Origin of the sequence: Bacteroides sp. AM41-16 (assembly GCF_003603495.1) — a bacterium.
GTDB classification, from domain to species: Bacteria; Bacteroidota; Bacteroidia; order Bacteroidales; family Bacteroidaceae; genus Bacteroides; species Bacteroides uniformis.
Map to the genome: position 1 here is coordinate 1 of NZ_QTNE01000029.1, position 17850 is coordinate 17850.

The window sequence follows — 17850 nt, forward strand, 5'->3', positions numbered from 1 at the left end:
TTAGACGCAAGAAGGACGCTGAAGAGCTTAGTTGCGGATTTGAGGTTCATGTAATTGGCCTGTTCCAAAAGGCGTAGGCGGGGTTCCCATTGTTCTACCAGACGCCCGTCGCTCAGACCGGAGCGGATTTGCGCCTCGTGTTCACGGAGCGAATCGGGTTTCACTCCGTGACGGCTCATCATCGTACCGCAGACGTCGAACCACAGTTCGCCGCCCCCGAAACGCTCGGCCACATGGTGCAGAAATGTTTTTACCTGCTTTTCATAGAAATACATCAGCACGCCTTCGACCACGAAGATGAAATGCGCATCGGGATGCCGGCGACGCAGGTCGTCCAGCCAGCCGGCATCCAGCAGGGAGGCCGCAATGTAGGGGTTGCCCGGCTGCTCCGGAATCAGCTCGCGGCGCAGCGCGATGACTTCCGGCAGGTCCATGTCGTAGAATACGGCCTTCCCGTCGCCGATACGCTGGAAACGGGTGTCCAGACCACAGCCCACATTCACCACCACCGCATCGGCGTGCTTCCCTATGAAGCGGCGCACGGCACGGTCGAAAAACCACCCGCGCACGACGCAGCCGACCTCGCTCAACTTCGCCCCGTCGAAACGGGAGTAGTCGTATTCCAGACTGTCCACCAGCCCCTCCGCAACCTTGTCGTTCAGAATCGGGTTCTTTCGGCGGCTCTCTTTCGCCCTGTAATAGAGCGGAATGAGCAATGTCTCGGCGACAATGCTCTCGAATTTATGTCTCTGTTTCATTTGTTATGATATTTATTAATGAACGATATTCAGATTTGTTCACGAATAAAAAAAGAGGAAACCTTTGTGAAGATTTCCTCTTTTCCCGCTGCCCCGTTACGGCAGCTTGTCCGTATGTGTCTTTTCTATCTGTCATACCTTGATAATGGCCCTCCAACCTTGAATTTCAAACAGAATATAGTCATGCAGAATGGATTCCATTTCCTGTTTGGGCACCGCGTGCATCAACAGCTCCTCGAACAGCGTGAACATCCACACCGTATGCAGGTGAATGATAAAATCGGACACAGCCGTATTTATATTCGGGTACTTCTTCTTCATGGCGGCGAACCATGCCTTGACCAGCCCGGTCGAACGGTCGGTGTAGCTTTCGCGAAAATGTTCCAGCGAAGAGCCTTGGGCACGGAACAACAGGATCTCCAGCAGGCTGCGATGCGTTTCGATGAGCGAAACGTATTCGTCGATACAGGCTTTCAGGTATTTTTCGGAACGCATCGTCATCACGTCCTCGCCGCGTATGCCGTGATGCTCCTGCAACATGGCTTCCATAGCGTGCAGGACGGGACGGACCACTTCACAGAACAATTCGTCCTTGTTCCGGAAATAATTATATATGTTCCCCACACCGACACCGACGGCTCCGGCAATCTCGCGCATGGAGGTCTTGGAATACCCCTGCTGCCCGAATCGCTGTTCGGCGACTGCCAATATGCGGCCGCGTATGTCTTCTTTGAGTACCTGCATAAATAATGAACGATGTTTCCGTTTATATTTTTGCAAAAGTACGGGGTTTGAATTTACTGGACAATACCTATTTATGGTGATTTTACATGATTGAAATAAGGGAAAAGCAGGTATTACCGGAGGTAGCGAAATACCTTGTCTATATCCTTGTCTATATCCGAAAGGAAAAGTCATATTGTTCATTGAAAAGGAGAAAGTCTCATAGATTATAATTACTTTTGTACATAAAACCCAAAGAATCAAATATAAAATGGCAAAGATTACAGTAAAAGACACAAGTGTCACAATTATATCAGTCAACGAGAATGATTATATCAGCCTGACAGACATAGCAAGATACAAAAGCGATGACCCGACTGCGGTTATCGGGAACTGGCTGCGTAACCGGAATACAATAGAATATCTGGGTATTTGGGAGAGTTTGTACAACCCGAGTTTTAAACCCCTCGAATTCGAGGGGTTTAAAAAGGAAGCCGGGCTGAACGCCTTTACCTTATCACCGACAAAATGGATAAGTACGACAAACGCAATAGGCATACTCTCCAAATCGGGACGCTACGGCGGCACTTACGCTCACAAGGATATAGCATTTAAGTTTGCAAGCTGGATTTCCGTTGAATTTGAACTGTATATTATAAAGGAGTTCCAACGATTAAAGACCGAGGAACAACAGCAACTCGGTTGGTCAGCCAAACGGGAACTGTCGAAAATCAACTACCGCATACATACCGATGCCATAAAACAGAACCTTATCCCGGCAGAGGTAACCGCCAAACAAGCCAGTATTATCTATGCCGATGAAGCCGATATGCTGAATGTGGCGATGTTCGGTATGACCGCCAAGATGTGGCGTGAGCAACACCCCGAACTGAAAGGGAATATCCGGGACTATGCCACAATCAATGAGCTTATTTGCCTCTCAAATATGGAAAACCTCAATGCAGTATTTATAGACCAAGGTATTCCGCAGGGTGAGCGGTTGATTAAACTCAATCAGATAGCCATTCAACAGATGAGAATATTGGGAACTGGCGGCAGCGAACGCAAGTTATTAAAGTAGATGAGTCTCTATCAGAATTTGTGCCGAGTACGTGATGAACAATACACTATCAAACCATGACGAATAAAGATGAAATGACAATGAACTCTGATAAAAACGCCTATTTTCTATCGCTTCCGGAGATAACCGAATTATCCGTTCCTCCTAAAACGATATTGTTGGAAGAAGGCAAGGTAGCCGACAGAATGTACCTGATCCGGAAAGGTTGCCTGCGCCTGTTTTTCAACAACGAAGGACGGGACATCACTTTCCAGTTCTTTTTCGAAGGGGATTTCGTCGCGTCATTCGACAGCCTGTATCAACGGACACCGAGCCTTTTTTCCCTGGAAAGCATAGAGCCGGCAGAACTGTCGGTTATGAAGCGGGAAGATTTTTTCAGAAACCTCGGACAGAAGCCCGCGCTACGGCAGATATACGAGGAAAAAATCATCGAACGCTTCCATGTTTATCAGCGGCTCTTCCTTTCCCGCATAAAGAACACCCCCCAACAACGGTATGAAGAACTGCTGAAAGAACACCCCTCTATCATACAGCGGATTCCCCAGCATTATATTGCCTCCTATTTGGGGATTACTTCTGTTTCCCTGTCGAGGATCAGAAACAGGCGATAGTTCATTTCTTTACATTTGTTATCGTCCGGTTCCAGTCGAAGATGCGAACTTTGCCGCATCTATTAAAACCGAAAGACAGATGAAAAAGATTTTTATAATAGACTGGAGCCTGATTCCCGTGTTTGTCCTGTCCGCATACTCCGGAATCGAATTGCATGTGGCCGACTATGAAGGCAATCACGAGGTATGGCATAATTGGGCAGTTTTCCATGTCCTGACGAGCCTGCTGTTCCTCATGGCCTCCATATTTCATATAGCGACGCATTGGGGCTGGTACAAGGGAACTGCCAAGAACGGAATAGGCCGGAAAAGCAAGGTCACGGCGGTACTGTCGGTCCTGTTCCTGTCCGTGGTTCTGACCGGATTTGCCCTGTTAGGCATAGAAGGAGCAGGTTCCCCGGTCGGGCAATGTCATTTTTGGGCAGGAATCGTTACAACTGTCCTTTCTATCGGCCATATACTGAAACGCCTTCCGTTGCTACGCAAATCATTGAAATAAGCACAACCTATTCAACGGACAACTTCCGGACAAAGCGTTCTTACAGAAATCGGGGTACTTATTACAAATGCGGCTTCTTGCTTACTGTCGAGAAGACCGCATTTTTCTTTATTTTTCGGCATATCATTCGATTTCAGCATTGCTCGTCCAACCATTTGGGGCATCCGGTCCATTCGTTGCCCCTTCAAATCCGGCATCAGAGAATGGCTGTTGTCATAGGCACCGACTTCATGCAGTTCCACGAATGAGGCATTTCCTCCGTAACGGTTTATGTTTTTCACGAGCTTACGGCCTGTCCGGAGAAAACATACGTGCCAGTTTTTCCCGACGAGATTCCGAAAAGACATTAAAATAGTTGAAGAATAAAATGTTACGCATACAATTATGTACAGAATCCTTTCATTTCGAACCATCATGCCTTATTTATACCGGACGGGGGCAATGTCGCTCCCGTAAAATAATTAAGGATTATGATAATAGGTTATTTAAGGGTCAGCACGGGCAAACAGAACCCGGCTAACCAACAAGACGAGATCCGGCGTTTCGCCGACAGTAGAAATCTTTCCGTCAGCCAGTGGGTGACGGAGGTCGCCAGCGGCAAGAAGAAGGGGTGCGACCGCAAATTAGGGGGACTGATACGGCGCATGAAACGGGGCGACACGCTGATTGTCACGGAAGTTTCGCGGCTAAGCCGCACGCTGACGGACCTCATGGCCATCATGGGCAAGTGTCTGGAGAAGGGAATCAACCTTTACACAACCAAGGAGGGGTATTCGTTCGACAACTCCATCAACAGCAAGGTACTTTGTTTCGCGTTCGGTCTGGTAGCGGAAATTGAACGCAACCTGATTTCGATGCGCACGAAGGAGGCTCTCGCCCTCCGGAAAGCCGAGGGTGTCGTCCTTGGTCGGAAAAAAGGCAGCTACACGAAAATGAACGTGCTGATCGAAAACCGAAAGGTCATCGTTGGCATGTTGAAGCGGAACTGTACGATTGCCGATATATGCAGGCGTTTCGACATTTCGCGGGATACATTCATGAAATTCCGTAGCCGCTATAAGGAAATAGATAAGGCCATGAAAGAGAAAGAGATAAGACGGAAAGGGGAGTTGCAAAAACGGAGGGTATGATTTTACGTTGGTTAAATCGTTCGTTTTCAGCCACAAAATTACAAAAACACGAATTATCCACAAAAAAAATCTGCAAAAAATTGCGTTTCAGTTCTTTGAGTAGGACAAATTTTCCCGGAGTGTCCGAATAATACGACCTTTTTTCCGATAGTCTTTTTAACGAACGATTAAACCAACAAATAAATCGGCATAACTGACAGTTATCCGGCTGATTATTTGTTGGTTCGGTGCTTTTTTACCTCTAAAGAAAGAAGCACGGCACGGACAAACGTACAGAGATTGAATAAATAGCTGATATAAATAAATTGGCATAGACAGAATTATGACAATGAAACGAATACTGTTATTATTTCTTTTATTCTGCGGCGGGTATGTTCATGCGCAAGAGTTGGACTCGGCCCGTATCCATTACCGGCAGGGCCACAGGGAAGTGGACGTGCTCTTCCGGGACAACCGCGCGGAACTGGAGCGTTTTATCCGCACCCTGCGTGAAGAACACGGTGCGGACCGCCTTGAAAGCGTCGTGATACGCTCGTGGGCATCGCCCGAAGGTGTGAACCGTCTCAACGGGGTGCTGTCAGAGCGCAGGGCCGACTCCCTGAAATCCTATCTCGTGCGCCACGCCGGAATCCCCGACAGTTTGATCTGCATACATGGAGAAGGTATTGCGTGGGACATGCTGCGCCAGATGGTCGCCGCCTCGGACATATTATACAAGGAAGAGGTGCTGCATATCCTTGACCATACGCCCGTATGGGTGTTCGACAAGGCAGGTCGCGTAGTGGACGGACGCAAGAAACAGCTCATGGACCTGCGGGGCGGTATGCCGTACACCTACATGCTGGAGAATTTCTTTCCCGAACTGCGCTCCAGCCTCTCGGTGGCCTGCTACCGGAAACCCGAACCGCCCGTAAAAGTCATTTCCCAAAAAGAGACGAAAGTGAAAGAGCCGGAACCGGCCCTGCAACCCGATAGCGTGGCGGAACCGGCCTCCGAGCCGGCAACGGTGCGGAAGGAAGCGACCGTGCAACCGCATAGACCGACAGTACAGCGGTTGGCCGTTAAGACCAACCTGCTCTACGATGCGATACTGATGCCTTCGCTCGAAGTGGAGTACCGTATCGCCGACCGTTGGACGGTGAACCTCGAAGGCGACATGGCATGGTGGAATAATGACGGCAAGCACAAATGTTACCAAGTAGCTACAATCAGCCCGGAGGGACGCTGGTGGTTCGGACAGAAGCAAGGCAGCCCGTGGCACGGCCACTACCTCGGCGTGTTCGGCGGCTTCACGTGGTACGACCTTGAAAACGGCAAAGAGGGCTATCAGGGCGAGGCCGAAATGGTGGGTGTCAGCTACGGCTACATGTTCCCCATCGGACGGCGGCTCTCGCTGGAAGCCGGTATCGGTCTGGGGTACATGCACAGCAAGTACGAAGAATATCTTCCCATCGACGGGCACTACGTGTACCAGCAGACAAACCGAATGAATTACTTCGGTCCGTTGAAACTGAAGTTTGCCCTTGTGTGGCGGTTGTGGGATACCGATAAAAAGAAAGGAGGCGCACGATGAAAGCAACGCTACGATATACCCTCATGGGGCTTACGTTTGCAGGATTGACATTCCTTTCCACGAGCTGCCGGAAAGACCTGTGTTACGACCACGACGAGCATGGTCTTTCCGTGAAGGTGAATCTCTCTTCCGACTGGGAACAGGAATGGGAACGTACTTACGCCTATGACTGGGAAAAATTGTGGGAAGAGGACTGGAAGTACGACTATGAAGATTTGTGTCCTGCTCCGGCCGACGGAATACGTGTCCAAGTCTATACCAGCGACGGACAGCGTATAGAGAGCAATCTGCCCGATGAAGGAGGACGGATCGCCATGCCGGAAGGCACGCACGAACTGTTGTTCTACAACAATGATACGGAATATATCGTGTTCGATGGCGTGGCCGCTTCGGAATCCGCCACAGCCACCACACGCGGCGTGACCCGGAGTTCTTTCCATGAATTGCACGCGGGGGAACGTACCGTGAACCAGCCCGACATGCTTTACGGGGCATACATGGAAGAATACACGGCAGAAAAAACACTTGCCCCGACGGAGCTGCCGGTTACCTTGCGTCCATTGGTTTACACCTATATGATACGTTACGAGTTCGAAAGCGGACAACAATACGTGGCCTTGGCACGCGGAGCCTTGGCAGGCATGGCCGAAACGGTCTATCTGAACGATGGGCATACCGGAGAAACCGCAGCCACGGTAATGTTCGACTGTACGCTGGAAGATTACGGAGCGGAAGCGCTGGTACAGTCGTTCGGCGTACCCGACTATCCGGGTGAACATTACGGACGAAACGGTACGGACGGGCGAAGGTACAGCCTGAACTTGGAGGTGAGAATGGTGAACGGCAAGTTCAAGACCTTCGAGTTCGATGTCACAGACCAAGTGAAAGGACAACCACGGGGTGGCGTTATCGTCGTGAGCGGGCTGTCGATTTCCAACGACGAGGGGCTGGAAGGCGGAGGCAGCTTTGACGTAGATGTGGACGGCTGGGGAGAATGGGTGGACATACCGCTGCCCATTGACTGAAACGAATAAAACAACAGGTACTAAATAACCAAATTTTTAATTTAATTTTTTACATCTTATGAAGAAAAGTTTTTTTGTGCTTGGAGTGGCTGTAGCAGCACTGGCAAGCTGTACGAACGAAGAAGTTGTGGATATGCCGCAGAGCCGGGCGATCCAGTTCGGAACTTTCGTGAACCATTCAACGAGAAGTAGTGTGACTGAAACAACGGAGCAGAATCTTCAGAAGTTCTTCGTATTCGGAAACTATGATGATTCATGGACTTCCGTATATACCAATGTTCAGGTAGACGGAGGCACTGTAGGAGCGGAGGGGACGGTTTGGAATCCCACACAGACTGCTTATTGGATAAATGGCAAGAAGTACCGTTTTGGCGCTTACTCCAATGGTGGTAATAAAATTGAGAATGCAGAGTTTAATGCAACCTCTCGAGTGTTGACATTCCCAAATTACTCGGTAGACAATACGAAAGATTTGATTGTGGCTATACCCCAAGAGGTGACTGCAAAAGAAGCTAATAATGGTCCAGTAAACTTATCTTTCTACCATATGTTGTCGCAGGTGAAGTTCACGTTCAAGAACACGGACGCTTATGACTACACCATGAAAATCTCCGACATCAAGGTGAATGCAGTAAAAACAACTAATGTTACAGCGACTTATGCCGAAAGCGGGAAACCAGATATCAATTGGACTACTCAAAGTGTTTCAACAGAGGACTATGATTTCGGAACATTAGGGGATATTGCCGAAGACTTTAAGGACGCTACCCACACTACGACCTGCTTTGTCATTCCACAAAGCAACGAAAATCTGGAAGTAACCTTTACCGCAACTTTCTATGATGCAGCAAATAAACAATTAAGTGAAAATCAGTTCAAAGGAAAATTGGCATATAAAGGCGATGTTAGCGGCACAGTACAGAACCAATGGACTGAAGGTTTCAAATATAACTATACAGTAGAAATCAACGGTAGCACGATTGATCCGGAGTTGAAGGAGCAGGTAATTGAGTTCAAAGTTATTGATGTAGATGAATGGGCTGACGCATCAAATAGTGATGTAACCCCGGAAAACGCCGGAGAGTAATCGCTTGCATCAATAGCCGAAAAGACATCACATCAGGCTATGAGGGGTTGAATGTCCCCTCATAGCCACTAACGGGAGTGTTGCTCCTTATTTACGCTACCGGTAGCGTCAGAAATAACCGGATATAAAGAAACAATGTATGATTATGAATAACAACCTATTCAAAACCTTGTTCATACCGGCTGTCGCCTGCCTGCTGGGAGCCTGTACGGAAAGCACGGGCCCGGACATGGAAACAAGCGGCAACAGCGGGGCGATCCGTTTTGCCGGTCCCGCCGTGACACGGGCCGCCATCGACGACGCGGACGGAATGTTGACCGATGGAAACTCGTTCAGCGTATGGGGGAACTACACCGACGGAACGGGCGGTACGGCCACGAGCGTGTTTAACGCCGAAAAAGTGACATACGTTTCCGGCATGTGGGGTTACGAGGGCACGAGATACTGGCTCCCCGGTAATACCTACGACTTCTACGCCCTTTATCCGTCTGTGGAAACGCTGGGCGATGCCGTGTCCTCCGCCACCTGCACGGACGGCACATTTACCGTCAAGGGCTTCGACGCCACGAAAGGACACGACCTGATGACGGCGAAAAAGACGGGTATCTCCGTCATGGCAGGCCAGACAGAGCCTCCCGGTCCGGTAGCCCTCAAATTCCAACATTTGCTGGCACGCATCACCTTTGCGGCACGCAGTGAGGGTGGCAACGCCACGGTACATTCCATCTCCCTTGAGGGGCTGGATGTCAAGGGAGATTACGACAGCGGCAAGGAACCCCTGTGGAGCAACACGGCAGAGGGAACCGTCAGCGTGGAGAAAGAGACTTCCGTAACCCCAGCCGGAAATGCGGACGTGTCGGGCGACCTGCTACTCATTCCGCAATCGCTCACGGACGGGGTGAAACTGACTGTCACCTACGATACCGATGCCGAGAGGGGAAAGACCGCTTCCTACACCTTGCCTGCCACCACCGTGAGCATGTGGGAGGCGGCGAACCATTACCGTTACTCGTTCACCCTCACCGGCGGAGGCTATATCGTGTTCGACTCGCCCACGGTCAACGCATGGAGCGACGCCATAGGCGGGAACGTAACCATCGACGTGACCCAATAACCCAATTATAAGCTATCTGTAACTTGACGATAAAATGAACATCCAAATGAAGCAACGATACATACTTCCGGCTCTCCTGCTTCTCTGCTCCGCCTGCCAGCAGGAGGAATGGGCGCAGCCCGAAGCCGACAGTCCCGACGCCATCCACTTTGCCGCCCCGGCCATTACCGTGGAGAAACTCACCCGGAGCACGTTCCACGACGCATTCCCCACCGGCGGCACGTTCGGCGTACTGGGCTACTGCGTGCCTTATCAGCGTGGCAGTAACACCGAAAAGGACTGGGCATCGGGCAGCGCGAACTGGGGTAACAAGAGCGGCAACGCCTTCCCCGACGTGTTCTTCAATCAAGCCGTCACCTACAACGGCTCGGCCTGCACTTATGACTATAATAACAGTGGCGGCCCGCGAAAATGGTACAACACGACGGAAAATCCGGCGGCGACCTCCCCCGACAGCTATCGGTACACCTTTTTCGCCTATTACCCGAAGGACGGTTTTACAGTGGAAAGTCCCGCCAGCGCCACCACACGGGGCGTGCCGAAACTGACGTTCACCATGCCGTTCGGCGAGACGGGCGATGTAGCGACTACCACGTTGAACGACATGCAGACACCCGACGCGATGGTTTCCGTCGTCTATAACCACCTGCGTACCACGGGGAACGTGGGCTTCAATTTCAGCCACATCATGACGGGCTTGGGCTTCGCCGTGAACAACTACAATTACGGAGATGAAAAGAAGGAAACTGTTACCGTCAAGCGTGTTACCTTGTCGGGCCACTTCACCCGCTCGATTACCATCGATTTCAGCAAGAATACCAACGAAGAGGGATTCTACACCTACAGCGGCACCTATCCCGGCACATACGAGATATATAACAACGAGACAGGGCTTGCAGTAGCTCCCAACAGTTCCGTCAGCCCGATAGGCGACAAGCACCTGCTTCTGTTGAGCAACGCCACGGACGGCACTTATTTCGGCAAGGACGTGGAGGTTTCCGTCGAATATACCTACAAAGGGGCGGATAAGACCGCTACAGCCGAACGTCCGACACAGTTCCAGCCCCGTGCGGGTGTCCGCTATACGGCGCAGCTCAACTTCGTGGGCGAAACCTTCGCGCTGAACTTTATTGCCGCCGATAACGAGTTCTGGGAAGACGGGGGCGACAGCGACGTCTCTATCCAATAAAACAACAACCGAAAACAGCATAAAGATGAAAAAGATACTTTATTATTTCCTGCCGGTGGCCTCCATGCTCTTGCCGGCAGCCTGCACCACGGAGGAGGACTTTGGCGGCGGTACCGTTCCGCCCGGCGACGGATTCACCATCGAGGCCGTCTGCCAGAACATGCTGCCGCAGCAAGTCGTCACCCGCTCGGCCATCGCCAAGGACGACAAGGAGAAGCGCATCAACCAGCTCTACCTGTTCTTCTTCGACGAAAACGGCGACTATCTGGAATCGAGCAACACGAAAGTATTCTCGCCGTATATGGCTCCGTCGGCGAATACGACCAATGTCAGCATTCCTACGGACGTGTTTAAAGATCCGGCATTCGCAAAAAAAACTACCATCTACGCTTTGGCCAACGTGACTCCGGAGGTGGTAACTGATGCCAACGGCGACGGTTATCCCGATAATTTCCCCCAATATAGCAAAGACGGGAAAAAGCCCAAGGAGCTGCTCGAAGCGTTCGTGTACGATCCTGCCAATTATACTCCTAACACCCGCGATGACATCACGACCCTGCCCAGCACGGGAATGCCGATGGCGGGCAAGAGCGCGACCGTGAACCTCACCGAGAAGGGAAGCCTCACGATGCAGCTCAAGGCACTGATGGCCCGCATCGACATCAACATCAGTATCGATTCCGACCACTCGGACGAGAGCGGACAACTGCCCCGCCTTTCCATTGCGGAATGGGGCGTGTACAACATGCCTACCGCCGTACCCCTGACCGAGCCTGCCGATGGCCAGACCAGCCTGACTACCGATGAGCCATACCGCAATGTAGAAAACATACAGAGCGATGCCGTCGTTTACAACCACGGCGGGGCCGCCTCCCTGACCTTCTACATGTTCGAGAACATGATTGAACCGGACGAAGATCCGGAAAACTATCAGTATCCGGCTGGAGTAGAGGACGATGTTGACAAGCAGCGGTGGAAGCCGAGACTTGTAGGCGAAAACAGCAAGGCTACCTATTTCAAGATGAGAGCCTACTACACTACCTATAACGGCGACCCCTCCCTGCCCGCAAATCAGGATAACACCACCATCGAGGCCGAATATACCTTCTATCTCGGAGGCAACCCGGTGAATGACTTCAAGGTGATACGCAACAGGCACTACGCCAACAACATCGTCATCAGCGGACTGACCCATGTGGGCAACAACCCGGACCACATCACCTTCGATGCCCGCGTCAACATCACCGAGCAGAACAACCCGTTCTACCTGTCCATGCTGCGCGAGCGTGACCACGACGCCCACTTCTGTATCACACCTTTGGACGTGTACCTCTTCGAGGAAGATGAGAATCCAAAGATGAAAGTCAGCATAGCCGACCCGGAAAGTCACACTTGGATACGCATGGAACGTGTGCCAGCCGAAAATATGGAGAATGGAACACTCTCTGCCGACATGAGTACAGATACCCATTTGGCGACCGGACAGAAATGGACTGCGGGAAACGGCAAACGCAAATACTTCACCACGGACTTGGTGACCAACACCCTTGCCCAAAACACCGAATACACCATCAGCAGGAGCCGTGACCGCATCTATTTCTACTTGGACGAAAACCTAAGCACGAAAGACCGCACCGCCACCGTCAACATCTCGTACACCGACAACAACACGCAGACGCCACGTACCCGTACCATTGAAATCGTACAGCACGGTCTGTTGCCGGTACAGTGGTATTATGAAGGCAGACTTCAAGGCACTATCTACGTGGAAGCCTATGAGGAATATATATCCCATTACGACCCCCTGAACGAGTTTGAAGGGGATTATATCTATGACGGTTTGGAATGGGGTTGTAATGGTGAATACATCGGAGGTCCGCTAAATAACGAATGGACGGAAGGAAACAAACATGGGGCGGCAGCTACCCGGCGCATTATTACCCAAGCTGGACAATCAGAAATGAACCTGAACGAAAAACCCCGCTCAGCGGCGGAATATTGCTATAACAAGAACAAGCGCAATGCCAATGGAGCCGTACAGGGCATGAGCAATTCTTCCGGTTGGTTCCTGCCCGGTATCTCCCAACTGGAAAGTATTCTTACCTCTTATTACAATACATACACGGAGTTCCAGAACAATTTCTACTGGTCATCGGCGGCAGCAAAAGATAGAACAGGAATATGGCCTGCGTATATCTATCCAGAGAGCACCAGCTATGCCCGTGCCACCAAGGCCCTGCCAGACGGTGGTTATGCAGAAAGTGATTGGGACGATATATACACGAATGATAACGGCACTACCGGTAAAGCACCCCGCATCAATAGACCTCTCCGCATCCGTGCAGCCTACGTACCGCCCAGTGGCGTAACTATCCAGTGACAACCGCCAAACTTTAATTCCGTGTCTTACTCACTGCCCGTCTGTAGGAAACCCCTCTACAGGCGGGCAGTGCTGTTTTTATTCTCCCGGTATGTCTTTGGCCTGTACAACCGACATGCACACGCACGTTTTATACGTCGGTCGGGATAGAAAAAGGTGTGACAATATCAAAAGAACCTATTCAACAAAAAGAGGTTTGTAGCCTCCCCAAAAGCCCCTCAAACCTATGGCAAAGGCATCAAGGGGCTTTTCTTCTATCAGCGAAACAGTAATAGACATTTGGGTTCGCGTTATCTGATTGTGTCGTCCGCAAAACACCTTCGGCGTCGGAACTTTATCTGTCATCCGACAGAAATACGATAATAAATATAGGATTTCTTTACCGCTTTTTATTTCTTCTTCAAGAAACGTTCCGTGAGCCATTTGCGCACCGGGAGATCATAGCACTTCAGGCAGGCATAGGCAAGCGCGAACGCCCCGACGAACGTGAGCAGCATGTAAGGAAGGCCTTCGGCAAGTGTCGCCTGACGGTTGAACGCCCATGCCGTATAAATATAGACCAGCGGATAGTGGGTGATATAGACGGGATAGGATATGTCGCCCAGAAACTTGCATACGGCAGCGGAGCGTTTGCCCGTTATCCTGCCTCCCGCTCCCATCGAGACGATAACCGGGAAAATGCAGATGATGCAGAAAGCCTCGTAAAGCCCGTTCATCCAATACCCGTCCTCCCCACCGATACGGGGCGCGGAAAGCACGGCGATTATCATCAGGCTGCACCACCCAAAAGCATTCTTGCGGGTGCGTATCAGCCAGCCAAGCCGGGACAGGAGCAGTCCGCCGAAGAAGGGGTACATCAGCCGGACCAGTCCCACGTACTGCTGTTCCCAGTTCAAAGCCCATCCGCCCACGATGTCGCCGGCAGGTGCGGTAAGGCAGCGGTGTACCGTGAAGCACGCCGCTATCGCCACGAGGACAGTCAATGCCGTCTTGCTGAACTTGCGGATGAACAAGGCGTACAATATGTTGCCGATGTATTCGTAGTAAAGCGACCATGCCGGCCCGTTCAGCGGGTGCATTTCCATCCATCCCCGGACGTCCCACTTCAGCGGCAGAGGCAGCAACGTACAACCCAGCAGCATGACCAGCAGCACCGCACCGGCGGACACGCCCTCCATTGCCGGATAACAGGGGGCATCCTGAAACCAAAAGAGCGCGGCTCCCACGATACTCCCCATGACCACCATAGGCTGTAGCCGGATAAGACGACGCTTGAAGAAGGTTCCCGTGCTCATCCGGTTCCAACGGTCATCGTATGCGTAGCCGATGACGAAGCCCGAAAGCATGAAGAAGAAATCTACTGCCAGATAGCCATGATTGATAATCTGGTTCAGATGGTTGCCGCCGGAGTGCGCTTCCAGCAGATGAAAGGCCACTACCATAGCAGCCGCCACGCCGCGCAGTCCGTCCAGAATCTCGTAGTGCGGCTTCGAGGTCAAATAAGAGTTTTGCATGTTCATGAATTATACCGGTAAAAGACTGAATGCAAAGATAGTATATAATAAATAATTACGATGTTCGTTACCGATTAGAAAATATCAAACAGTCAGATTTCCGTTTAAAAAGAGAGCCGATCTTCACAGACAGGCTCTCCATAAACGAAAAAAAATGTTTTTATATCGTATGAACAAAAAGTATTATTTGAGATGCAGCACAACCTTTGTATGGCGGTTGGCCTCATTGGGCGCATAATCGGAAATGCCGCCTTGGTGAGTTTTGGTTATCTTGTCGCCCGACACCCCACGTTTGATTAATTCTTCAGCGATATAATCGGCTCTTGATGCACTCAAGACATTGTTTACGGATGCTGTTCCGGTCATACTGTCAGCTGCACCAATGACGCTTACCGATAACCCGTACTTCTTCGCTACTCTTGCCAACTCGTCGAGATTAAGCGTCTGGGAGGTATCCGTGAGACGCGCCGTATTGAGTTGGAAGAAGAAATACACGGGTGAGCCGATACACTCTTTTCCGTTCTGCATACGAGCCAAATATTGCATACAGAGTGTGTCTTGACCCGCACAAAGGGGAATTGTGTCGGCAGATTGTGTACCCTTCCCATCCAAGGGAGATTTCCCGTCCCACTTCCGGTTCTTAAGTCTCGCTTGAAGCGAGTTCAGACCGCTGTAATTGTTTTTGGGATAACGGTTGCCGTCGAATGCATCGTCGTCATCAAAAAGATGGCTGTACTTGTCGAGCAATCCTTCGATTTCCAGAATCTTTTTCAGCTCAGCGAGTGCCCGTCGGTCTCTGTCATGCTGCCCTGCATAAAGACGGTTCTCTTCCGACAAAGCATTTACGCGCTCGACAAGCCACTGATCGCGGCGGATATAAGGACTTGGGTCTATGGCGCGTTTCCAACCGACCCTGCCGATATGAAAAGAAAATCCGGCGGTAAGCGATAACATGTGGTCACCAAAACGGTTCTCCTTACCATACCCGTCGAAATCTTGGAAAGTGGTTGCGCCGGAGAGTTCCACGAGGGCGCTTACCCTTTTGGAAATCCGGTACTGCCCCTGTATACCATAAGAGACTGCAAACGGGTTATGCCCGTTGGTCGCATGATGCAGCAGCCCGATACCGGCAAAGGGAGCCAGATGCCAGCGTACCTGTTCCTGACGGGAATAACTGCCGCCGAGCACATTCCATAGCAGATCCGCATGGAGGTGGTGGTATTCCTGCACGGCCAGCGTACCGTCCTTGAACTGCAAGCCGCTATAATTTATGCGTGCGCCTACCCACGGGGTGAACCACTTGCCAATGGCAAGGCTATACGAGGGTTTCAACCTCCCGAACAGGTCTTCGCAGCCAAGCGGGGTGCCGAGAAAGGCCGTCGTGCCTCCGGCGATACTGACGAACCAGTTGCCGTTTCCCCGTGCCGGGACGACCACTCCGTCAAGATATGAGGGCTGTAACGGCTGCAGCAGTTCAGTGTCATCGTAACGGAACATGCAGCGTACAGTATCCTTCTCCGTGGGTTGTACATCCGCACGGGCTTGCAGCGTACAGAACGCCGCAAAGATAAAGATGATATTCTTTGTCATAATTCCAATTTTTTAATTGTAATCTATTCAGTTTTCAGGCAATCTTTGCCATTTATCGTTTGGGCTTTTTGCCGATGGCCGGACGCATCATGCGGCTCGCCATTCTCATGCAGCGGAGCGCCCATGCCCGGTTGTCCTCGTCGTCATCGCGTCCCCATTTGAGGTCACTGCCGCCACCACCTCCGCCACGTGTTTCGGCAAATGTAGTGGCATCATCGACCATGCCGAGGAACAACAGTGTGGCGCAGTGCATGACTTCCGTGCCTTGTTCTGCCACGGAGCGCACGAGGGTGCCATCGAACAGTTGCCGTTCGGAGGGCTTCATACGTGCCGACAGTTCCCGCCACTCATCGACCATGTTTTCCAGCATGGCATCCTTGAGCAGGCTGTCCACTTTGGAATGTACATCACGGGTGTATTCGTAGGCTTCTTCCTTAAGCTGTTCCGTGCGTTCCTGAATGGCATCCATATTCTCTTTGAGGTCGGAAAGCTGTCGGTCGGCAGTCTGTAACTTCTCCTGTTTGTCTGCCAGTTTCCCTTGGATAGCGACCAGTTCTTTTTCGAGTTTCTCTTTCTCGGCGGATATGGCCAAGGCATCGTCTTTTCGGGAGTTCATGTCATTTTCGAGTGCTGCCAGTTGGGCCTCCTTTTCGGATTTCTCTCGTCGCAGGTTTTCCACCATTGAAGTGAGACCCTTTACCCTGCGCTCTGCCAGCCGTATATCCGAATGAAGATCGGAAAGCACTTTTTGGTGGCGGTCAATATTCTCCTCGATAGTTGTACACTCTTCCGAGAGCATACGGCGGTATTCTTCCGTCGTCCTGTGCCGTGCGCCGGTCTCGGCGACGCTCCGGCCTCTCGCCATTCCCCATTTCGTGTTGACCTCGGCGAAAAAGTCCGTATGGAGCTGTTTCATTCTCGCACTATATTCGAACTTGTCCTTTCCGGCGAATATCTCCTTGTACGCAAACTTCCCGTCTTTGATTGGCAGAAGCGTGCAATGCACGTGCGGATTCAACTCGTCGAGGTGTACAATGAAGGCGGCAACATTCTGCTCTCCGTATCTGCCACAAACGAATGAATAGACATCCTTTGCCCAACGTTCGATGTCGCTCTTCCTTTTGATGCTGGTATTGTCCGCACCTTTTTCAAAATCCACCTTCTGCGTACCGAATGCGAGTTCGTGCATCCGCTCCCGCGAACCTCCAAAGATGATGTTTACCACCGTGCGGTATTTCGGTTCGATCAGTCCCTCGTTGGGGTCCTTTATTCCGCGACGGCCCAATATGTCCGCCATCCGTTCCGGGATATTACGGCTCGTGTCAATAGGGCGTATCTTGCCTCCGGACGCAATCTCGAAGTTCAGATGTTTGCGAGTGGGATCGTAGTTGCCCTTACTCATGGCGTACTTCTCTGCCTCTTTGCTGCGATTGCGCAGATGTTCGTTGCCTTGGGCGGCGGTGATTCCTTTCGACACTTGAACGTCAAGAACCTGTTTTGCATTTGCCATACTGCTTCCGTGTTATTTCGGACAATCCCCCGTGTCCCAGCTTGCTGCTTGTACGGACACCCTTCC

At 51.2% G+C, this 17850-nt stretch carries 16 protein-coding genes; 10 read left to right on the forward strand and 6 right to left on the reverse strand.

Features of this window, described 5'->3' with window-relative positions; all coding sequences use genetic code 11:
* Nucleotides 1-758 (reverse strand): class I SAM-dependent methyltransferase (locus DW896_RS19675; RefSeq protein WP_133303687.1); only part of this gene is annotated, 758 nt, incomplete at its 3' end.
* A 132-nt stretch (nt 759-890) separates the two neighbouring features.
* On the reverse strand, nt 891-1502 hold the full coding sequence (locus DW896_RS19680; protein WP_007571984.1) for a TetR/AcrR family transcriptional regulator: 612 nt from the start codon (nt 1500-1502) through the stop codon (nt 891-893).
* Between the two features lie 250 nt (nt 1503-1752).
* Between DW896_RS19680 and DW896_RS19685 the strand changes: the two genes are divergently transcribed.
* The 3 genes from DW896_RS19685 to DW896_RS19695 all read left to right on the forward strand — a co-directional run bounded on the left by DW896_RS19685 (nt 1753) and on the right by DW896_RS19695 (nt 3672).
* On the forward strand, nt 1753-2562 hold the full coding sequence (locus DW896_RS19685) for a KilA-N domain-containing protein (protein WP_007571983.1): 810 nt from the start codon (nt 1753-1755) through the stop codon (nt 2560-2562).
* 56 nt (nt 2563-2618) lie between these two features.
* Nucleotides 2619-3173 carry a Crp/Fnr family transcriptional regulator gene (locus DW896_RS19690; RefSeq protein WP_007571982.1) on the forward strand — a complete coding sequence of 185 codons (555 nt, stop codon included), beginning with the start codon at nt 2619-2621 and terminating at the stop codon, nt 3171-3173.
* A gap of 79 nt (nt 3174-3252) precedes the next feature.
* Nucleotides 3253-3672: a DUF4405 domain-containing protein gene (locus tag DW896_RS19695; protein WP_007571980.1), complete on the forward strand. Its 420-nt coding sequence runs from the start codon at nt 3253-3255 to the stop codon at nt 3670-3672.
* Between the two features lie 11 nt (nt 3673-3683).
* On the opposite strand, the gene DW896_RS19700 is transcribed toward DW896_RS19695, so the two are convergent.
* Nucleotides 3684-3953: a hypothetical protein gene (locus tag DW896_RS19700; protein WP_225719305.1), complete on the reverse strand. Its 270-nt coding sequence runs from the start codon at nt 3951-3953 to the stop codon at nt 3684-3686.
* A 189-nt stretch (nt 3954-4142) separates the two neighbouring features.
* On the opposite strand from DW896_RS19700, the gene DW896_RS19705 reads away from it, so the two are divergent.
* From DW896_RS19705 to DW896_RS19735, 7 genes are all read left to right on the forward strand, one after another.
* Entirely contained in the window at nt 4143-4802 is a 660-nt protein-coding gene (locus DW896_RS19705) for a recombinase family protein (protein ID WP_007571976.1), read from the forward strand.
* A gap of 322 nt (nt 4803-5124) precedes the next feature.
* Nucleotides 5125-6375: a DUF3575 domain-containing protein gene (locus DW896_RS19710; protein WP_044301936.1), complete on the forward strand. Its 1251-nt coding sequence runs from the start codon at nt 5125-5127 to the stop codon at nt 6373-6375.
* Nucleotides 6372-7400, forward strand: coding sequence for a DUF5119 domain-containing protein (locus DW896_RS19715; protein ID WP_007571970.1), 1029 nt, complete (start codon nt 6372-6374; stop codon nt 7398-7400). Before DW896_RS19710 ends, DW896_RS19715 begins: the two co-directional genes overlap by 4 nt.
* Before the next feature lie 58 nt (nt 7401-7458).
* Nucleotides 7459-8487: a fimbrillin family protein gene (locus DW896_RS19720; RefSeq protein WP_044301937.1), complete on the forward strand. Its 1029-nt coding sequence runs from the start codon at nt 7459-7461 to the stop codon at nt 8485-8487.
* A 145-nt stretch (nt 8488-8632) separates the two neighbouring features.
* Nucleotides 8633-9601: a fimbrillin family protein gene (locus DW896_RS19725; RefSeq protein ID WP_226790282.1), complete on the forward strand. Its 969-nt coding sequence runs from the start codon at nt 8633-8635 to the stop codon at nt 9599-9601.
* Between the two features lie 46 nt (nt 9602-9647).
* Nucleotides 9648-10790, forward strand: coding sequence for a fimbrillin family protein (locus DW896_RS19730; RefSeq protein WP_229034936.1), 1143 nt, complete (start codon nt 9648-9650; stop codon nt 10788-10790).
* 25 nt (nt 10791-10815) lie between these two features.
* Nucleotides 10816-13170 (forward strand): DUF4906 domain-containing protein, encoded by a 2355-nt coding sequence (locus DW896_RS19735; protein WP_044301940.1) that lies wholly within the window; start codon nt 10816-10818, stop codon nt 13168-13170.
* 389 nt (nt 13171-13559) lie between these two features.
* Here DW896_RS19735 and DW896_RS19740 read toward each other — a convergent pair whose 3' ends face one another.
* The 3 genes from DW896_RS19740 to mobV form a co-directional block, all read right to left on the reverse strand.
* Entirely contained in the window at nt 13560-14690 is a 1131-nt protein-coding gene (locus tag DW896_RS19740) for an acyltransferase (RefSeq protein ID WP_044301941.1), read from the reverse strand.
* A gap of 177 nt (nt 14691-14867) precedes the next feature.
* A complete protein-coding gene (locus tag DW896_RS19745) occupies nt 14868-16274 on the reverse strand; it encodes an OmpA family protein (RefSeq protein ID WP_044301942.1) in 1407 nt (468 codons plus the stop codon).
* Nucleotides 16275-16326: 52 nt separating this feature from the next.
* Nucleotides 16327-17784, reverse strand: a complete 1458-nt coding sequence (gene mobV, locus DW896_RS19750; protein WP_007571955.1) for a MobV family relaxase — start codon at nt 17782-17784, stop codon at nt 16327-16329.
* Nucleotides 17785-17850 lie beyond the last annotated feature (66 nt).

Bases quoted from the DNA above. Each gene is read 5' to 3' on its own strand.
- DW896_RS19695 (WP_007571980.1), top strand. From the start codon at position 3,253: ATGAAAAAGATTTTTATAATAGACTGGAGCCTGATTCCCGTGTTTGTC.
- DW896_RS19735 (WP_044301940.1), top strand. From the start codon at position 10,816: ATGAAAAAGATACTTTATTATTTCCTGCCGGTGGCCTCCATGCTCTTG.
- DW896_RS19685 (WP_007571983.1), top strand. From the start codon at position 1,753: ATGGCAAAGATTACAGTAAAAGACACAAGTGTCACAATTATATCAGTC.
- DW896_RS19745 (WP_044301942.1), bottom strand. From the start codon at position 16,274: ATGACAAAGAATATCATCTTTATCTTTGCGGCGTTCTGTACGCTGCAA.
- DW896_RS19740 (WP_044301941.1), bottom strand. From the start codon at position 14,690: ATGAACATGCAAAACTCTTATTTGACCTCGAAGCCGCACTACGAGATT.
- DW896_RS19690 (WP_007571982.1), top strand. From the start codon at position 2,619: ATGACGAATAAAGATGAAATGACAATGAACTCTGATAAAAACGCCTAT.
- mobV (WP_007571955.1), bottom strand. From the start codon at position 17,784: ATGGCAAATGCAAAACAGGTTCTTGACGTTCAAGTGTCGAAAGGAATC.
- DW896_RS19710 (WP_044301936.1), top strand. From the start codon at position 5,125: ATGACAATGAAACGAATACTGTTATTATTTCTTTTATTCTGCGGCGGG.
- DW896_RS19720 (WP_044301937.1), top strand. From the start codon at position 7,459: ATGAAGAAAAGTTTTTTTGTGCTTGGAGTGGCTGTAGCAGCACTGGCA.
- DW896_RS19680 (WP_007571984.1), bottom strand. From the start codon at position 1,502: ATGCAGGTACTCAAAGAAGACATACGCGGCCGCATATTGGCAGTCGCC.
- DW896_RS19730 (WP_229034936.1), top strand. From the start codon at position 9,648: ATGAAGCAACGATACATACTTCCGGCTCTCCTGCTTCTCTGCTCCGCC.
- DW896_RS19715 (WP_007571970.1), top strand. From the start codon at position 6,372: ATGAAAGCAACGCTACGATATACCCTCATGGGGCTTACGTTTGCAGGA.
- DW896_RS19705 (WP_007571976.1), top strand. From the start codon at position 4,143: ATGATAATAGGTTATTTAAGGGTCAGCACGGGCAAACAGAACCCGGCT.
- DW896_RS19725 (WP_226790282.1), top strand. From the start codon at position 8,633: ATGAATAACAACCTATTCAAAACCTTGTTCATACCGGCTGTCGCCTGC.